Source organism: Hyphomicrobium sp. NDB2Meth4 (assembly GCF_900117445.1).
In the GTDB taxonomy this organism is placed as follows: Bacteria; Pseudomonadota; Alphaproteobacteria; order Rhizobiales; family Hyphomicrobiaceae; genus Hyphomicrobium_A.
In genome coordinates this window covers 212,876-229,572 of sequence record NZ_FPEJ01000001.1, presented here as the reverse complement: position 1 = coordinate 229,572, position 16,697 = coordinate 212,876, and the positions used below count along the sequence as shown (strand labels likewise).

Annotated in this window: 15 protein-coding genes and 1 tRNA gene; 5 read left to right on the top strand and 11 right to left on the bottom strand. The window is 62.3% G+C overall.

Annotated elements, in window-relative coordinates:
- Positions 1-118: 118 nt before the first annotated feature.
- Positions 119-1,468 (top strand): APC family permease, encoded by a 1,350-nt coding sequence (locus NDB2M4_RS01090; RefSeq protein ID WP_083555592.1) that lies wholly within the window; start codon positions 119-121, stop codon positions 1,466-1,468.
- Between the two features lie 24 nt (positions 1,469-1,492).
- On the opposite strand, the gene arsH is transcribed toward NDB2M4_RS01090, so the two are convergent.
- The 7 genes from arsH to NDB2M4_RS01055 all read right to left on the bottom strand — a co-directional run bounded on the left by arsH (position 1,493) and on the right by NDB2M4_RS01055 (position 7,176).
- The gene (arsH, locus tag NDB2M4_RS01085) at positions 1,493-2,230 is read right to left on the bottom strand and encodes an arsenical resistance protein ArsH (protein WP_072369140.1); all 738 of its coding nucleotides are present in this window, start codon (positions 2,228-2,230) and stop codon (positions 1,493-1,495) included.
- A gap of 3 nt (positions 2,231-2,233) precedes the next feature.
- Entirely contained in the window at positions 2,234-2,647 is a 414-nt protein-coding gene (gene arsC / locus NDB2M4_RS01080; protein ID WP_072369139.1) for an arsenate reductase (glutaredoxin), read from the bottom strand.
- Position 2,648: 1 nt separating this feature from the next.
- Complete coding sequence (gene arsB, locus NDB2M4_RS01075) at positions 2,649-3,710, bottom strand: ACR3 family arsenite efflux transporter (protein ID WP_072371561.1); 1,062 nt, start codon at positions 3,708-3,710, stop codon at positions 2,649-2,651.
- Between the two features lie 41 nt (positions 3,711-3,751).
- Positions 3,752-4,273: an arsenate reductase ArsC gene (locus NDB2M4_RS01070; protein ID WP_072369138.1), complete on the bottom strand. Its 522-nt coding sequence runs from the start codon at positions 4,271-4,273 to the stop codon at positions 3,752-3,754.
- Complete coding sequence (locus tag NDB2M4_RS01065) at positions 4,270-4,623, bottom strand: ArsR/SmtB family transcription factor (protein ID WP_072369137.1); 354 nt, start codon at positions 4,621-4,623, stop codon at positions 4,270-4,272. Before NDB2M4_RS01065 ends, NDB2M4_RS01070 begins: the two co-directional genes overlap by 4 nt.
- Positions 4,624-4,876: 253 nt before the next feature.
- Entirely contained in the window at positions 4,877-5,884 is a 1,008-nt protein-coding gene (locus NDB2M4_RS01060) for a sensor histidine kinase (protein WP_171987994.1), read from the bottom strand.
- Between the two features lie 452 nt (positions 5,885-6,336).
- The gene (locus NDB2M4_RS01055) at positions 6,337-7,176 is read right to left on the bottom strand and encodes an oxidoreductase (RefSeq protein ID WP_072369135.1); all 840 of its coding nucleotides are present in this window, start codon (positions 7,174-7,176) and stop codon (positions 6,337-6,339) included.
- 102 nt (positions 7,177-7,278) lie between these two features.
- On the opposite strand from NDB2M4_RS01055, the gene NDB2M4_RS01050 reads away from it, so the two are divergent.
- On the top strand, positions 7,279-7,929 hold the full coding sequence (locus NDB2M4_RS01050) for a TetR/AcrR family transcriptional regulator (protein WP_072369134.1): 651 nt from the start codon (positions 7,279-7,281) through the stop codon (positions 7,927-7,929).
- Positions 7,930-8,091: 162 nt separating this feature from the next.
- On the opposite strand, the gene NDB2M4_RS01045 is transcribed toward NDB2M4_RS01050, so the two are convergent.
- Positions 8,092-8,168: transfer RNA gene (locus tag NDB2M4_RS01045), tRNA-Arg, on the bottom strand.
- Positions 8,169-8,358: 190 nt separating this feature from the next.
- On the opposite strand from NDB2M4_RS01045, the gene polA reads away from it, so the two are divergent.
- Both polA and pqqA read left to right on the top strand, forming a co-directional pair.
- Positions 8,359-11,349 (top strand): DNA polymerase I, encoded by a 2,991-nt coding sequence (polA, locus tag NDB2M4_RS01040; RefSeq protein ID WP_083555589.1) that lies wholly within the window; start codon positions 8,359-8,361, stop codon positions 11,347-11,349.
- Positions 11,350-11,489: 140 nt separating this feature from the next.
- Entirely contained in the window at positions 11,490-11,579 is a 90-nt protein-coding gene (pqqA, locus tag NDB2M4_RS01035; protein ID WP_068459738.1) for a pyrroloquinoline quinone precursor peptide PqqA, read from the top strand.
- Positions 11,580-11,839: 260 nt separating this feature from the next.
- On the opposite strand, the gene NDB2M4_RS01030 is transcribed toward pqqA, so the two are convergent.
- From NDB2M4_RS01030 to phaZ, 3 genes are all read right to left on the bottom strand, one after another.
- On the bottom strand, positions 11,840-12,214 hold the full coding sequence (locus tag NDB2M4_RS01030) for a c-type cytochrome (protein WP_072369133.1): 375 nt from the start codon (positions 12,212-12,214) through the stop codon (positions 11,840-11,842).
- 97 nt (positions 12,215-12,311) lie between these two features.
- Positions 12,312-12,653: a hypothetical protein gene (locus tag NDB2M4_RS01025; RefSeq protein WP_139247040.1), complete on the bottom strand. Its 342-nt coding sequence runs from the start codon at positions 12,651-12,653 to the stop codon at positions 12,312-12,314.
- Positions 12,654-12,672: 19 nt separating this feature from the next.
- Entirely contained in the window at positions 12,673-13,980 is a 1,308-nt protein-coding gene (phaZ, locus tag NDB2M4_RS01020) for a polyhydroxyalkanoate depolymerase (protein WP_072369131.1), read from the bottom strand.
- A 290-nt stretch (positions 13,981-14,270) separates the two neighbouring features.
- Here phaZ and NDB2M4_RS01015 point away from each other — a divergent pair, with 290 nt between their 5' ends.
- Positions 14,271-16,568 carry an AsmA family protein gene (locus tag NDB2M4_RS01015; RefSeq protein ID WP_072369130.1) on the top strand — a complete coding sequence of 766 codons (2,298 nt, stop codon included), beginning with the start codon at positions 14,271-14,273 and terminating at the stop codon, positions 16,566-16,568.
- Positions 16,569-16,697: the final 129 nt, after the last annotated feature.

The following is a 16,697-nucleotide window of genomic DNA, read 5'->3' as shown; positions in this document are numbered from 1 at the left end:
TTCAATCCGAAAACATTTGATTCTGCGGTTCTGTCGCATGGTCCAGGGCATTTTCACCTTAACGAGAGTAATGGTGCGTAGGCTGCTCTCTCCTTCTTCATTGCCGCCGGGAGCAGCCATGGCCCTTTCTCTGAGCTTTCCATCCGCCGCCAGTTCAGCTGAAGCCAAGGCGGCTAAGGCTCGATCGGGCGCCGGCCAGATCGGCATGACCGCGGCGGTATCGATCGGTATCGGCGGCATGGTGGGCGCGGGGATCTTCTCGATTCTCGGCGTGGTGGCGCAAGCTGCGGGCAATGCCATGTGGCTCGCGTTCGCCATCGGTGGCGTCGTCGCACTGCTGTCTACCTACTCGTATGCCAAGCTGGGGGCGACCTACCCTTCAGCGGGCGGTGCCGTGAGCTTCCTGGTGAAGGGATACGGGGACAGCGTGTTCACGGGCGGGCTCAACATCTTCATGTGGGCTGGCTACATCATTTCTCTCGCGCTCTATGCGACCGCGTTCGGCAGCTACGCAGCGACATTCATCACCGACGCCCCGTCGACACTGCTGTTGAAGTCTCTGGCGATCGGCTCGGTGCTTGTCGTCACGTTCGTCAATGCGCTGGGTGCGAAGGTGATGGGGCGCGGCGAGACGATCATCGTCGCCATCAAGCTGACCATCCTCGTCATTTTCGCGGCGGTTGGGCTCTACTTCGTAAAGCCGGGCAATCTCTCGCCGACGCTGTGGCCGGGAGCCGAGTCGGTGCTGTTCGGCGCGGGCGTGTTGTTCATCGGCTACGAGGGCTTCGGCCTCATCACGAATACGGCCGCCGACATGCGCAACCCGAAGAAAATGCTACCGCGCGCGCTCTATACCGCGGTGATTCTCGTCATCCTGCTTTATCTGGCGGTGGCGGTGACGGTGACCGGCAACCTTTCGAACGCGGAAATCGAGCGCACGAAGGACTACGCTCTGGCCGCGGCGGCAAAGCCGTTTCTCGGCGAGATCGGCTTTCACCTCATTGCCGTTGCGGCGCTGTTCTCGACGGCGTCGGCGATAAACGCGACGCTCTTCGGGTCGGCGAACGTCTGCTACATGATCGCGCGCGACGGTGAACTGCCGGCGCGCTTGGCACAGATCGAATGGCGGCAGGCGACGGGTGGCCTGTTGCTGACCGCGGGGCTCGTGCTCGTGGTCATGCTGTGCTTCGATCTGTCGGGGATCGCCATGATGGGTAGCGCTGCGTTCCTCTTGCTCTACGCTGCCGTCAACGGCGGACATCTGCGGCTGCTGAAGGAGACGGGCGCCAATGCCCTCATCGTGTGGCTGTCGATGCTGATTTGCCTCGTGATGTTCGGGATCCTCGGCTACTACACTTATCAGCAGCAACCGGCGGCCCTGGTCGCGCTGGTTGGCATCGGCGCAGGGTCGTTCGCCGTGGAAGCAGTCTATCGGCAGATGACCGGCCGGAAGATCAAGCTGCCGTAGGGGCCTGTGCAGGCGCGGCTGGAGCTACGAACCGGCGGCTTTGGACAGGTTGACGCGTTTGGAAAGCTGTTCCGCTGACTCTACGCGCTCGCTGTAGCGATCGGTGAGATAGGGCGAGATATCGCGCGTCAGCAGGGTGAACTTCACCAGCTCTTCCATGACGTCGACAACGCGATCGTAATAGGCGGACGGCTTCATGCGGCCGGCGTCGTCGAACTCCTGGAACGCCTTCGCGACGGATGACTGGTTGGGGATGGTGAGCATGCGCATCCAGCGCCCCAGCACGCGGAGCTGGTTGACGGCATTGAAGGACTGAGAGCCGCCGCTCACCTGCATCACCGCGAGCGTCTTGCCCTGGGTCGGGCGGACGGCGCCGGAGTTGAGCGGTATCCAGTCGATCTGCGCCTTCATGATCGCGGTCATGGCGCCGTGGCGTTCGGGCGAGCACCAGACCTGCCCCTCTGACCAGAGGGCGAGGCCGCGCAGCTCTTGCACCTTGGGATGATCTTCGGGAGCATCATCGGGCAAGGGCAGGCCGCTCGGGTCGAAGATCCTGGTCTCGGCGCCCATCGCCTGCAGCAGGCGCTCGGCCTCCAATGTGAGGAAACGGCTGTAGGAGCGGGCGCGCAGCGATCCGTAGAGCAGCAGAATGCGCGGCTTATGCGTCGAAACGGCCGCGGGCGGGCTGATGTGCGGTACGCGAAATTCCGCACCAACGACGTTAGGCAGATCGTTGATGCCGTCGGCGGCATTTTTGCTCATCGATTATTTGCTTCCTCTCGCCGGGACGATCTCGCCATCCTCCTTTGTGAACGACCCGATGTCGGCGTTGGGCAGAATGTCGAGCACCACCTCCGATGGCCGGCATAGCCGCACACCAAGCGGCGTCACGACAATGGGACGATTGATCAGGATCGGGTGCTGCATCATGAAGTCGATCAGCTCATCATCGGTCCACTTGTCGTTCGCGAGGCCGAGTTCGCCGTAGGGTGTGCCTTTCTCGCGCAGGATCGCGCGCGGCCGAACTCTCATCGCTGCAAGAAGCTTGACCAGTTCATCACGCGAGGGAGGGTTCTTCAGGTATTCGATGACGCGCGGTTCCTCGCCGCTCTGACGGATTATGGCCAGCGTGTTGCGCGAGGTGCCACAGGCACGGTTATGGTAGATCGTCACGGCCATTCTAGACACGCACCTTTGCTTGGATTCGCCCACGTACGGCACCGCCTGCCTCGTACCAGCCGCGCGATGCATTGACGATCTTCACCACCGACAGCATCACCGGAACCTCGATCAGAACACCAACGACCGTGGCGAGAGCAGCCCCGGAGTGGAAGCCGAAGAGGCTTATTGCAGCTGCGACCGCCAGTTCGAAGAAGTTGCTGGCACCTATAAGGGCCGATGGGGCGGCGACGCAATGCGCTTCGCCTGCCGCCCGGTTGAGCAGGTAGGCCAGTCCGGAGTTGAAATAGACCTGGATGAGGATCGGGACTGCCAGCATGGCGATGATGAGCGGCTGATTGAGGATCTGTTCGCCCTGGAAGCCGAAGAGCAAGATCAGCGTCGTTAGCAGCGCCAGGAGGGACAGGGGCTGCAGCCGCCCGAGGAGGGTACCAAGTGCCGGCTCACCACCGGCCGAGAGTACGTTGCGGCGGATGAGCTGGGCGACGATCACGGGCACGACGATGTAGAGCAGCACCGACAGCACCAGCGTCTCCCAGGGGACGGTGATGGCTGACAATCCGAGCAGCAGACCGACCAGCGGCGCGAAGGCGAACACCATGATCACGTCATTGAGTGCCACCTGGCTGAGCGTGAAGTGTGGCTCGCCGTTGGAGAGGTTGCTCCACACGAAGACCATGGCCGTGCACGGCGCAGCAGCCAGGAGAATTAGCCCCGCGATGTAGCTGTCGATCTGATCGGCTGGCAGATAGGGGCGAAACAGCCAGCCGATGAACAGCCAGCCGAGCAACGCCATGGAAAATGGCTTGATCGCCCAGTTGATGAAGAGTGTCACGCCGATGCCGCGCCAATGCTCGCGCACTTTGCCGAGTGCGGCGAAATCGATCTTCGCCAACATGGGGATGATCATCAGCCAGATCAGCACCGCGACCGGCAGGTTGACCCTGGCGATCTCGGCTGATCCGACTGCTTGGAAGAAGGCCGGAAAGAAGTGCCCGAGCGCAATGCCCAGAACAATGCAGAGTGCCACCCAGACAGTGAGATAGCGCTCGAACGTCGACATGGCAGGTTTGTCCTGCGGAACGTGAGAAGCCACCGAGGTCATTACGCCTTCTCCGTCTCGGTCGTCATCTGCACGCGGCCGATGTCGTCCAGGCGCTGCTGTAGCGAAAGCTTGTCGAGAGACTGCAACGGAAGGTTCACGAAAATGCCGATGCGTTGATAGAGCATTCTGTGCGTATCGGCGAAGGCCAGACGCTTCTCGGTTTCCGTACCTTCTGCCGCGGATGGATCGGGGAGGCCCCAATGCGCGCTGACGGGTTGGCCGGGCCAAAAGGGGCACGTCTCGTTAGCGGCGTTGTCGCAGACGGTGAATACGAAATCGAGCTGCGGTGCGCCGGGTGCGCTGAACTCTTCCCAGGATTTGGAGCGTAGGCCCGACGTGTCGTAGCCGAGCTGCTGCAACAGTTCGACGGCGTAGGGATGGACGCGTCCGGTTGGCTGGCTGCCGGCGCTGTAGGCCTTGAATTTTCCCGCTCCTAGCCGGTTCATGACAGTTTCGGCGATGATGGATCGGGCGGAATTATGCGTGCAGAGAAAGAGCACATTGAGCGGTTGCTGGGTCATGGTTTGCCTCCCTTACTCGAACAGAGTGACTTTCCTTTTTTGAATGTCGTGCCGCACAGCTCGGGCTGACCCTGGCAACAGTCTTCGGTCAGATATTCGAGCAGTTTGCGCATGCCTTCGACGTTGACCGCGTAGCGCACGTATCGGCCATGCCGACTAGCGTGCAGCAGACCAGAGCGATCCAACTCCTTCAGGTGGAACGAGGTTGCTGTCGGCGTCGCGCCGATGGCTTCCGCGATCTCGTAAGCTGCAAGGCCGTTCGGGCCCTGCCGCACCAAGCGGCGGAAGATGCCAAGGCGCTGCTCATGCGCGAGCGCTGCCAGAGATGTGACGGCTTGCTTTGTGTTCATTACTCATGAATACAATGATCGTTGAATTATTCAACCGAAAAATTCGGGGCTAGCTGGCTTGCTTTGACCACTGGTTGCCTGGGTGAAACGGACGCCTGCCATCGTGACGCGACGCGCTGGCGTGCGCCGGCAAGGCTTCAGCCGCATCGAAGCCGCGCTCAACAGGTATGAAGAGGACGCGGTCGAGTTGTTCAGGGCGCGGGCTTAAGGGCGATAATTGGCGGCGCGGCGTGGGCACGTGCGCGGCAATCGCTCAGCTCCGTTGCACCTGAGACAGCGGCGCTTCGGCGCGGAGCACAAGGCCTTCCGGACGAAAATCGCAATCGACCTTGCCGCCTAGGCCCATATTTATGATGCGTGAGCCGAAGCCTTTGCTGGCGGGCTGTTTGACAGTGGGGCCACCGCTCTCTGTCCAATGCAAAATGAGCGAGCCGCTATGGACCTCAAAGCGGACTTTCACCCGTCCGGAGTCCTGCGATAGCGCCCCGTACTTTTCGGCGTTGGTGGCAAGCTCGTGCAGCAATAGCGATAAGGAGAGAGCCGTCTTGGGGCCCACCTCGACGTTACAGGTTTGCAGATCAATTTTGCTGCGGTCTGAAATGAGAGACAAGGCCGTTTCGGCAATCGATTTCACCGACGCTTTAGTCCAGCCGCCGTTCGTCAAGGCCTCGTGCGCCAGCCCCAGGGCGTTCAGCCGGTTTTCGAACGTGTCCAGCGTCTCTCGATCGACCGCCGGTTTCAGGGTTTGCCTAGCGATCGCTTGCACTACTGAAATAGTGTTCTTCAATCGGTGAGTGAGTTCTTCGCTCAGTAACTTTCTATGGGCGTGGGCGTCCACTGTTTGCGTCGTCTCGACGACAGTGTCCATCATTCCGCCAATCGATCCGTCGGCCATTCGAAGTGGCGAATAGCAGAACGTGAAATAGGCCTGTTCGGGCCGGTCATAGCGCTCAACGACGAGAGGGAAGTTTTCGACGAAGACTGCTTCGCCCGCGTACGCCTGCTCGACCATCGAACCGATTTTCGGCCATGCCTCGTGCCAAATCTCGGCGAAGGACTTTCCGAGCGTACTTGGCTTGTCACCGAGGATCGGCAGGAAGGCGTCGTTATAAATTGTGGTCAGGCCCGGGCCCCACACGATCGCGCTTGGGAATTTGCAATCCAGCAAGTAGCCGACGGCCGACTTCAGCTCGGATGGCCATGTGTCGACATCGCCTAAAGCTGTGGAGCTCCAGTCGAACTCGCGGACGCGCTGGGCCATCCCAGCCCCGGACGGTGCGAAGCGAAATTTCGGCATGAGACACGAGGCTCTAAAGCGAGGAGAACGCCTACTTTCTAGAATAGTTTCGTGCAGGCAAGTAGTGCATCGGGCTCTCGAGAGCCGGCTAAAACCGAGCCAACTTGGAGCAAAAGATGCCAGGCCGTCGGTGATCACGGTCGACTGGTGTTGTCGGAGTCCCCAGGGGCGGGCTGTCGGCGGCGGCGATCTGCCGCGAAATGGTCACTCGGCCGGCAGGCGGCATTCAAAGGTCCGAATGGCGCATCCAAGTGGAGAAAGTTCGAACTCTTTGCTTGCCGCTCTGGAAGACTTTGAGGCTCAATTGACAGAGTGTGCCGAGGCCTTGGAGCTGGAACCATAGTATATTGCCGGGCCGACAATGGGAAGAAGCCGTCTCCTTTCCTGTTCGCAATGACTGCCCCGATCGCCTGCCGTTATCCAAAGTTCGTCGCGCGCGAGACGGCTTCCCAGGCGGTGATCTCTGCCTTCATCTGATCCAATTTCTTCCCAACGAGATCCAGCGCATCGTCGCCCAAATAGAGCCGGGCTGGCGGATCATCGGACGCGATCAACTTGAGCAGCGCCTGCGCCGCCTTCGCTGGGTCACCAGGCTGTTTGCCGCTCTTGACCTGCCGTGCTGCGCGGATCGGGTCGATCACCGCATCGTAATCGGGGATGCTTCGCGGCGTGCGATCCATAGACCGCCCGGCCCAATCGGTTCGGAATTGGCCCGGTGCGAGTGCAGTCACATGGATGCCGAACGGTTTCACCTCCTTGCCGAGTGCTTCAGAGATGCCTTCGAGGGCGAACTTGCTGCCGCAGTAATAGGAGATGCCCGGCAACGTGATGAATCCGCCCATCGAGGTGACATTGATGATGCGGCCGGAACGGCGCTGCCGCATTCCTGGTAATACAGCTTTCATCATCGCGACCGCGCCGAAGACGTTGGCAGCGAACTGCCGGATGAGGTCGTCCATAGACGACTCTTCCAATGCGCCCTCATGACCATAACCGGCATTGTTCACTAGAACTTCGATGGGACCGCCCAGGCGCTCCGCTTCGGCCAGTGCAGCAGGGATGGCAGCGTAGTCCGTGACGTCGAGCAGCAACGCGTGGGCGCGGCCGGGCGCTTTCGCCTCGAAGTCTGCGGCCTTTTCCGCGCTGCGTAGTGTTCCCACGACGCGGTGTCCCGCCGCCAGAGCGGCGTCGGCAAATGCCGCGCCGAGGCCGGAGCTTATGCCCGTTATCAAGAAGGTCTTTGGGGACTGCGCCATGCTGCGACTCCTGTGCCTCTATCAGCATTTACATATCATGCTCTATGATCTATATCATGATATAGATATTTCGATTTGGTGGTCAATAGCACTAGGGACCGCATGACGGATACCGTCCCTTCCCTGCGCGAGCGCAACCGGCAACTCGTCAGAGATGTTGTCCTCGATGCCGCCGAACGGCTGCTGGCGCGGGACGATGCGGGAGATTTTTCGATGCGGGCCTTAGCGCTGGAGGCTGGCGTCGGTTTCGCGACACCGTTCAATCATTTCGGCAGCAAGAACGCGATTATGCAGGCGCTCTCGGCGCGGATAATCGACCGCATGTCCGATCGGTTCAGAACCGATGCCCCTTCCGGCAACGCAATCGATCGCGTTCTGGCTATGGCCCAGATTGCGGTTACGCTTTTGCTGGAGCAGCCGAAGGTCTATCGCACCGTCGTCGGCTCGCTCAGCGCTCCTAACACCGGTACCAGCGCAGTGCACAAGCGTTCCCGAGCTCTGTGGGCGGAGGCCCTGGGCAAGTTCGATGGCATCGCGCCTTCAAGCCGCAGCACCGCTGAGGCATCCCTCGCCGAGCAAATTGCCTTTACTATCCGCGGCTGCCTCTCGTTCTGGATTGCTGGCGAAATTGACGATGCTGAGCTGCACCGTAAAGTGTGCGGCGCAATCTCCACGGTGCTTCTTGGATTTGCGGGCCCCGCCCACCGGAGTGCCCTTCAGGACACCATCAGAGCAGCCGGTCAGAACCGCTGATCGACATCCGGGGTACCTGCCCGCTTCAAGGCGGATCGCGACGACGACGCAGTCGCGCGATCTCCGTTATTCGCCTGTTGCTTGTAGGCGGACGCTTCGCTCGACTTCCGCCCAGAGGATGATTTGAAGCGTGCTAAACTGGCGCGGCCCAGAGGACCGCATTGGCGCACCCGAAGGGATTCGAACCCCTGGCCTCTGCCTTCGGAGGGCAGCGCTCTATCCAGCTGAGCTACGGGTGCTTGAAGGCGCTAGATAGCCTATTCATCCGGTTCGGGCAAATGCGGCGCGAGGTATCGCGGGGGATGCCCGAGGCGTGCGCGGAAGCGCTTTATCCTGGTGTCTCAATCCCCATATGACTGGTGCCGGTGTGCTGACCGGCCGGCCACGAGCCCCTATAGTCCGGCTTCAGGCAGGACCAGAACCCAATCCATGAGCGATACCAAGAGCAAAGCCAAAACGGCTTCGACGTCGACCGTGCCCGATGGAGAGGCGACGCCCATCATCAAGGGCAGTCATGTCTATCTGATCGACGGGTCGGGCTACATCTTCCGCGCCTTCCATGCCTTGCCGCCGCTGACGCGCCCGTCGGACGGGCTGCCGGTCGGGGCGGTGCATGGGTTCTGCGCGATGCTGTGGAAGCTGCTGCGTGAAACCAAGGCTTCGGAGGCGCCGACGCATCTTGCGGTGATCTTCGATGCCTCGCGCGAGAACTATCGGAACGCGATCTATGATCAATACAAGGCGAACCGGCCCCCGCCGCCGGACGAGCTCATCCCGCAGTTTCCGCTCATTCGCGACGCGGTGAAGGCGTTCAACGTCGCTTGCCTGGAGCTGGAAGGCTACGAGGCGGACGACCTCATCGCCACGTACGCCCGCGAGGTGGTCGAGGCGGGCGGCGACGTGACGATCGTCTCGTCCGACAAAGACCTGATGCAGCTGGTGCAACCCGGCGTCGTGATGTTCGACGCGATGAAGTCGAAAAAGCTCGGGCGCGATGAGGTGATGGAGAAGTTCGGCGTGCCGCCGGAGAAGGTTGTCGACGTGCAGTCGCTGGCAGGCGATTCGACTGACAACGTGCCGGGCGTGCCGGGGATCGGCATCAAGACGGCGGCAGAGCTGATCAACGAATACGGCGACCTCGATTCCCTGCTGGAGCGCGCAGGCGAGATCAAGCAGCCGAAGCGGCGCGAGAAGCTGATCGAGTTTGCGGACCAGGCCCGGGTCTCGCGCGAGCTGGTGCGATTGAAACAGGATGTGCCGGGGCTAATCGGCGCCGACGCGCTGGGCGTTCAAGATCCGCAGCCGGAGACGCTGCTGGGCTTCCTGCAGCTCATGGAGTTCAACACGCTGACGCGGCGCATTGCCGAGGCGCTGGGCGTCGAGGCGCCAGCACCGGTTGCCGTGTCGGTCGGCTCGACGGTGCCGACGAAGGGACGGAAAGCTAGCGCCGGGCCGGCTGCCGCAGCCAGCGGGGAGGCGATAGCTGAATCGCCAGTGGCAGGCTTGGCCGAAGTCGCGCAGCGGGCGCGGGCGCCATTCGATCGCTCAAAGTATGAAACCGTAACGACGCGCGAGCGGCTCGAAGCGTGGATCGGCAAAGCATACGATGCCGGGCATGTCTCATTCGACACCGAGACCACGTCGCTCGATCCGATGGTGGCTGAGCTGGTCGGTTTCTCGATGGCGTTGGCGCCGGGTGAAGCGTGCTACGTGCCGCTCGGCCATCGCGCGGCGTCGGATGCCTTCGACTTCGGCAGTCATGACGGCATCCAGCAGATTCCGGTGGTCGATGCGCTGGTGCTGCTGAAGCCGCTGCTGGAAGACCCTTCGATCCTGAAGATCGGGCAGAACATCAAGTTCGACCTCAATGTGCTGGCGCAGCACGGGATCAATGTCGCGCCGGTCGATGACACGATGCTGATGTCGTACGCGCTCGATGCGGGGCGCGGCTCGCACGGCATGGACGATCTGGCCATGAAGCACCTTGGGCATACGTGCATAACCTTCGATCAGGTGATCGCGCATGTGCCGGGGAAGAAAAAGTCGGAGCGCACGTTCGCGCAGGCGCCGCTCGACAAGGCGACGGAGTATGCGGCCGAGGATGCCGACGTCACGTTGCGGCTGTGGATGCTGCTGAAGCCGCGGCTTGCGGCTGAGCGCGTCGCAACCGTCTATGAAACGCTGGAGCGGCCGCTCATTCCGGTGATCGCGGAAATGGAGCGCGCAGGCATCCGCGTCGATGGCGGCATTCTTTCGCGGCTGTCCTCGACGTTCGCGCAGGGCGTGGCGCGGCTGGAGGAGGAAGTGAACGGGCTTGTCGGGCACAAGTTCAACCTCGGATCGCCGCGGCAGCTCGGCGAGCTGCTGTTCGACCGGCTGCAGCTTCCGGGCGGCAAGCGCACCAAGAGCGGACAATGGGAGACGCGTGCGGGGCTGCTCGATGATCTCGCCGCGAACGAAGATCTGCCGGATGATGCGCGGCGGCTGATCAACACCATGCTGGAGTGGCGGCAGCTGACGAAGCTGCGCTCGACCTATACGGACGCGCTGCCCAGCTACGTGCACGGCGGCACGGGACGCATCCACACGAGCTATGCTCTAGGCGCGACCACGACAGGGCGGCTCGCCTCGTCGGAGCCGAACCTGCAGAACATCCCCATCCGCACGAAGGAGGGGCGCGAAATCCGCACGGCGTTCATCGCCGAGCCGGGCAAGCAGCTGATCTCGGCCGACTACAGCCAGATCGAATTGCGCGTGCTGGCGCACATCGCCGATATCCCGCAGCTCAAGAAGGCGTTCGACGACGGGCTCGACATTCATGCCATGACGGCATCGGAGATGTTCGGGGTGCCGGTGGAGGGGATGCCGAGCGAGGTGCGGCGGCGCGCGAAGGCGATCAACTTCGGCATCATCTATGGCATCTCGGCGTTCGGGCTCGCCAACCAGCTGGGCATCGCGCGCGAGGAGGCGGCGGCTTACATCGCCACCTATTTCGAGCGGTTTCCGGGTATTCGCGCGTACATGGACGAGACCAAGCGCGTGGCGCACGAACGCGGCTTCGTGGAGACAATCTTCGGGCGGCGCATCCATTACCCCGAAATCAATACGCGCAACCCATCGATGCGCGGGTTCCTCGAGCGCGCGGCGATCAACGCGCCGATCCAGGGCTCGGCCGCCGACATCATCCGCCGGGCGATGATCCGAATGCCCGAGGCACTGGAAGAGGCTGGACTCCGGTCGACGCGAATGCTCTTGCAGGTGCACGACGAACTCGTGTTCGAAGTGGCGGAAGCCGAGGTGCCGAGCGCTCTCGCAATCGTGAAGAGGGTGATGGAAGGCGCGGCGCTACCGGTGGTGAAGCTCAAGGTGCCGATCCATGTCGACGCAAAAGCCGCTGATAATTGGGAAGCAGCGCACTAAAGCCGACGCAACATTATAACCGTATCAGGGCGGCTTATATCTGGCACAAGAAAACGCGATTGGCGCGTATCGACGCGGTTGCCTAGATAATTCGCACAGGCCTGATGAATAGGTCGTCCGGCCGTTGAGGAGGAAACAAGATGAAGGTTTGGAGCAAGCCGGCCGTTCGCGAGCAGGAAGTTGGCCTCGAGGTCACCTCCTACATGCCGGCCGAGATCGACATCATCTAAGTCGATTTCTGCACTGAAGGAACGGTGACGGCGGTCCGACTGGGCCGCCTTTTTTTTTTTGCGCGTCACTCGCGTTGATGAGCGATTGTCTTGCGGGAAGGGCGCGCGAGTTGATGGCCGCGCCATTGGCGCGGGGCGCTTTGCGCCCTGGTCGCCTTCGGCGACGAAGCTGGTGGGAACGTGGAACGCGCTTGCATTCTCTCTACGCCAAACGGGCGTAGGCCGGGAGGTGGCTTGGCGGCTAGAGCGTCGATTGAAGTTTAGTGCTGCGGGGAGATCGATGACAGGAAAGCGATGATGCGCTTGCGCGTTTCCGGATCGGAGATCCCGTTGAAGGGCGGGCTCATCGCGTTGCCGGGCACAACGGCTCCCGGATTAGCGATCCATTGATCGAGCACCGTTGGCGTCCAGGTGATGCCGGAATCCTTCATCGACATGCTGTAGCTGAAGCCCGGCTCTGTTCCCGCCTTGCGGCCTACGACGCCATAGAGCGAGGGGCCGATGCGATTGTCGTCCTTCACGAACGAATGACATTCCCGGCAGTGATCGTTGAAGGCGATCTCAAGATCTTCCGCGTGTGCGGCCAAGGGCGCCAGCAGGGTCGTCAGAAATAGTCCAATCAGTGGACGTCCCATCAGGCGTCTCCTCCGTTATGGTGGGGAGACTGGCAGAGAGGCGCTAACCACGCCCTAAGCCAAGCGCTCAACTGACGGCTTCCAGGTTTAGAGGTGCTCAACGATCTGCGTCGACGCTGCCGATCCCAGGATCAGCAACAACGTCGGCGCTACGCACAAACCAGATCGCGCCATCCTCGCGCTCCACCTCGAGATACTTGCTGAAGCCTTGTGCGAGCCGGGGCTGCTCCAACAGCCGTTCGCCGGAGTAGAGGGTGATGCAGCCGGCTGGCATGCCTGCGGTTTTGTGATGAGAGGCGGGCGCAGCATCGAGGTCGATCAGCGTCTGGCTGTGCTGGCAGGCGATGACGTTGGGGCTTTTGACCATCCAGACTTCGGCGCTCGCCGGGCTGGCGAAGATCGACGCCATTATTCCGGCGATTGCTGCCCGGCGGATCATCGTCGCGTCCACGCGATCGTCAGACCGGCGAGACGGCTACGGCCGGGTGATGCATGCGGCGCGCGGTGCGTCCGGTCGGGAGATCGCCGCGCTCGTATTCGACAGCGCGAATGAACTCGCGAATGCGCGGCTGAATCTCAGTGCGCCAGCGCGTGCCGTTGAAGACGCCGTAGTGGCCGACGCCTTCCTGCATGTAATGAACCTTCAGATCGTCAGGAATGTTGGAGCACAGGTCGTGAGCGGCCTGCGTCTGGCCGATGCCGGTAATGTCGTCGCGCTCGCCCTCGATGGTCATGAGGGCGGTGTCGCGAATCTCCGAGCAATCGACGCGCACACCATGGTGGGTCATCGTGCCGTTTGGCAGCGCATGATCCTGGAATACCGTCTTCACGGTCTGCAGATAGAACTCGGCGGTCAGGTCCATGACCGCGAGATATTCGTCATAGAAGTCCTGGTGCTGCTTGACGCTATCGCAGTCGCCTTTGACGAGGTTCTTGAACAGGTCGACGTGCGCATTCATGTGGCGTTCGAGGTTCATCGTCATGAAGCCGGTGAGCTGCATGAAGCCCGGGTAAACGGGGCGCATGAATCCGGCGTGCGGCAGCGGAACGGTGGAGATGACGTTGTTCTCGAACCAGGAGAGCGAGCGGCTTTCGGCAAGCTTGTTGACGGCGGTGGGATTGCGGCGCGTGTCGATCGGGCCGCCCATGAGGATCATCGATGCCGGCTGGCATGGATCGTCGGTGGCGGCCATGTGCGCGACAGCAGCGAGCACCGCGACAGTCGGCTGGCAAACGCCCATAACATGCGTGTCGGGTCCGAGCACGCGCGTGAACTGGATGATGTGGTCGATAAAGTCGTCAAGGTCGAAGCGACCCATGGCGAGCGGGATGTCGCGCGCATCGGACCAATCGGTGATGTAGACCTCGTGGTCGGGCAGCATCGCCTTGACCGTGCCGCGCAGAAGCGTCGCGTAATGGCCCGACATGGGAGCGACGATGAGCACCTTGGGATCGTGGCGGATGCCGGTCAGCGCGTTCTCGTCGCGCTTGAAGTGGACGAGGCTACAGAATGGCGTCGCTGCGACGATGCGTTCGTGCACGTCGACCTCGACGCCGCCGACGCGTGTCGTCTTAAGGCCAAACTCAGGCTTACCATAGCGGCGGGTGACATTCTCGAAGAGCTCGCAAGCTGCCGCGAGGTGTCGGCCGTACGGAGTCATGGCAAAGGGATTGAAGGGCATGTCGAGCATGCTACGCAGACCGCTCACGCCGACGCGGAGCGGTGAGAGAACCGTGTGAGCCAGTTCATAGGCGTAGTAGTGCATCCTTCGTGCCCTCCGCTGCGCCGCAGCATTTTACGCATCTCGGCGCGTGGTCAGCGTCACATGGCTGTCAGAGCCATAGGCGATCATATAGGGTTTCGGTCGCAAAACTGTTCCCTTCTGGACACTTATTGCCAACCGATTCGGCATGGTTGCCAAGAAATTAAGCAAGTGAACCGGTGTCGCGGCTTCTGCAGTGCACCACAATCGGCCATTTTCCGGGGTTTGCTGTAGGTTCGCGCGTCGAGGTGCTTAGGGCCAATCGACGAAAACAGGAGCCAATCGAGGCTTTCATGAACAACTCGAGGCCGCCGGCCAGGGGAACGCAGCCGCCGCCGCGTCGCCAGACGCTGGGTGATCAGCGCTATGGGGCCAACCTGCCATATGGGTTTCAGGGCGAGCGCAGACCGCCGGCACCGCCGCCGCGGGGCTCGTCGTGGGTGCGCTCAGTGCTGCTCTATGGCGGCGTTGCGGTGCTGGCACTCGGCGTGTTCGGCGCGACTGTGCTCGTCATGTCGGCGCCGACCGATTTCATCCGCCGCGAGATCATTGCTCGGGTGAAGTCGGAGACTGGACGAGATCTGACGATCGCGGGGCCGGCCTCGTTCACGTTCTTCCCGTCACTAGGGCTGCGGCTCAACGGCGTGTCGCTGTCTGCGCCTCCCGGCATGGGCGGAGCGCCGCTGCTGAAAGCCGAAAGCTTCGACGTCGGCGTCAAGCTGATGCCGCTCCTGCGGCAGGAGATCGTCGTCGACCGCCTGGTGCTGAACGAACCGGTGTTCTCTCTGCGCGTCGATGCCGATGGGCGCAGAAACTGGGAGATGGCTAGCGCGGCGATGCCATTCCGCTTTGCCGGCGGTGGCGAGACTGGTGGCTGGCTGAGTGGTGCGCGAGAGCTGATCGCGCCATCGGCCCATGCGGCGCCACGCGAGCTGGCGGCTGTGTCGCTCGACGACATTTCGATCATCAACGGCGCGGTGCGCTACAACGACGAGCGGAATGGCGCGTGGGGCCACTTCGACGGCATCAACGCGCGCTTCTCTCTGCCGGGGCTCGATCAGCCGCTGGTCGGCAGCGGCGATTTCCTCGCAGATGGCGAAACCTTCAGATTCAAGAGCACACTTGCGACGCCTGCCGAGCTTGCGGCGCGGCGTTCGGCCAAGCTCGTGCTCGACGTTTCGGGAACGCCGCTGTCGTTCGGCTATGACGGCACGATCGGCGGTGACCAAGCGGGGGGAATGCTGAAGGCGGATTCGCCTTCACTGTCGGCGCTCGCGCAGTGGTGGGGCACGCCAGTGTCGCCCGAGGCCGGTGCCGGAGCGGTGTCGTTGTCGGCCGTGCTCAATGCGACGGCCCGCACAGTGGAGCTGACGAACATCGACCTGAAGGCCGGGCGCACGGCGGCTGCCGGCGCGGTCAGCTTCGAGGAGCGCCAGGGTGCGCGTCCGCACGTGGGGGCCGATCTCAGGATCAGCGGGCTCGACGTGGCGGCGCTGCCGCTCGGTGCCGACCTGCGCGCTACCGCCGGTCAGGGGCGCTCCGTACCGGCTCCGACGCCGCTGTCGCTCGATGCGCCAGCGCCGGCGGAGGAGCCGCAGTCGATTGACGACCTGCTGAACCAGCCGCAGCCGGGGCCGCGGGTCAAAGGCTATACACAGCGCGCGGCAGGGCCGTGGAGTTCGGAGCCGATCGACATCAAGGCGCTCGGGCTCGTCGATGCCGATGCCCGGCTGCAACTCGTCGACATCACCTATGGGCGCACCAAGATCGATACGGCGCGGGCGACTGTCGACCTCAAAGATCAGGTGGCGCGCATCGATCTGGCCGAGCTGCGCCTCTACAACGGCCTCGGCAAAGGGCAGGTGACGCTGGACGCGACCCAGAGCGAGGCGGCGTTCACTTCAGACATCTCGCTGACAGGCGTCAATGCCGGCAGGCTGTTGCGGGATTCCGCCAAAGTCGACTGGCTCGATGGGACGGCGGACGTGTCGTGGAAGGTGAGTGGGCGCGGGGCGAACGAAGCTGCGATCGTCAACTCGCTCAATGGTTCCTCGCGCGTTGCGGTCAACAACGGCGCGGTGATGGGCTTCGATCTGGGCGGTGCTCTTGATGAGCTGTCGGAGGGCGGCATCCCGGATTTCAATTACGACCGCACGAAGCGGACGACATTCCGGTCGATGACCGGAAGCTTTGCGATCGCCAATGGCATCGCCAGCAACAGCGACCTGAAGCTCGACAGCCCGCACCTGCATGCGACGGGCGCGGGCTCCGTCGACCTGCCGCAGCGTTCGCTCGACTACACCGTGAAGCCGAAGCTCGTCGCCAACCTGAAGGGCGATGGTGGCGAGAAGGACGCTGCGGGCATCGAGGTGCCGGTGCACATCACCGGCTCGTGGCAGCAGCCAAAGTTCCAACCAGACATCGCCGGCGCGCTGAACAGCCAAGGCACGGTCGATGCGGTGAAGCAAATCGGCAAGCAGCTCAAGGGAAAGAACGCAGGCGAAGTCGTCAAAGATCTGTTCGGAAAGAGCGAGGATGGCGGGCCATCAAAGGCGCAAAAGCTCCTCGATGGGCTGTTCGGAAAGAAGTGAGACGGCAGCGCGAGAGGGCGCGCGTTCAACTCGTCGCAGCCTGCAGAGAGCCCCTGCAAAACCGCTACGCGGATGCGCGACGAAAAATTTTGCCCGCAGGGGCAAAATTCTTCTTGCGTAGGGGGGGGG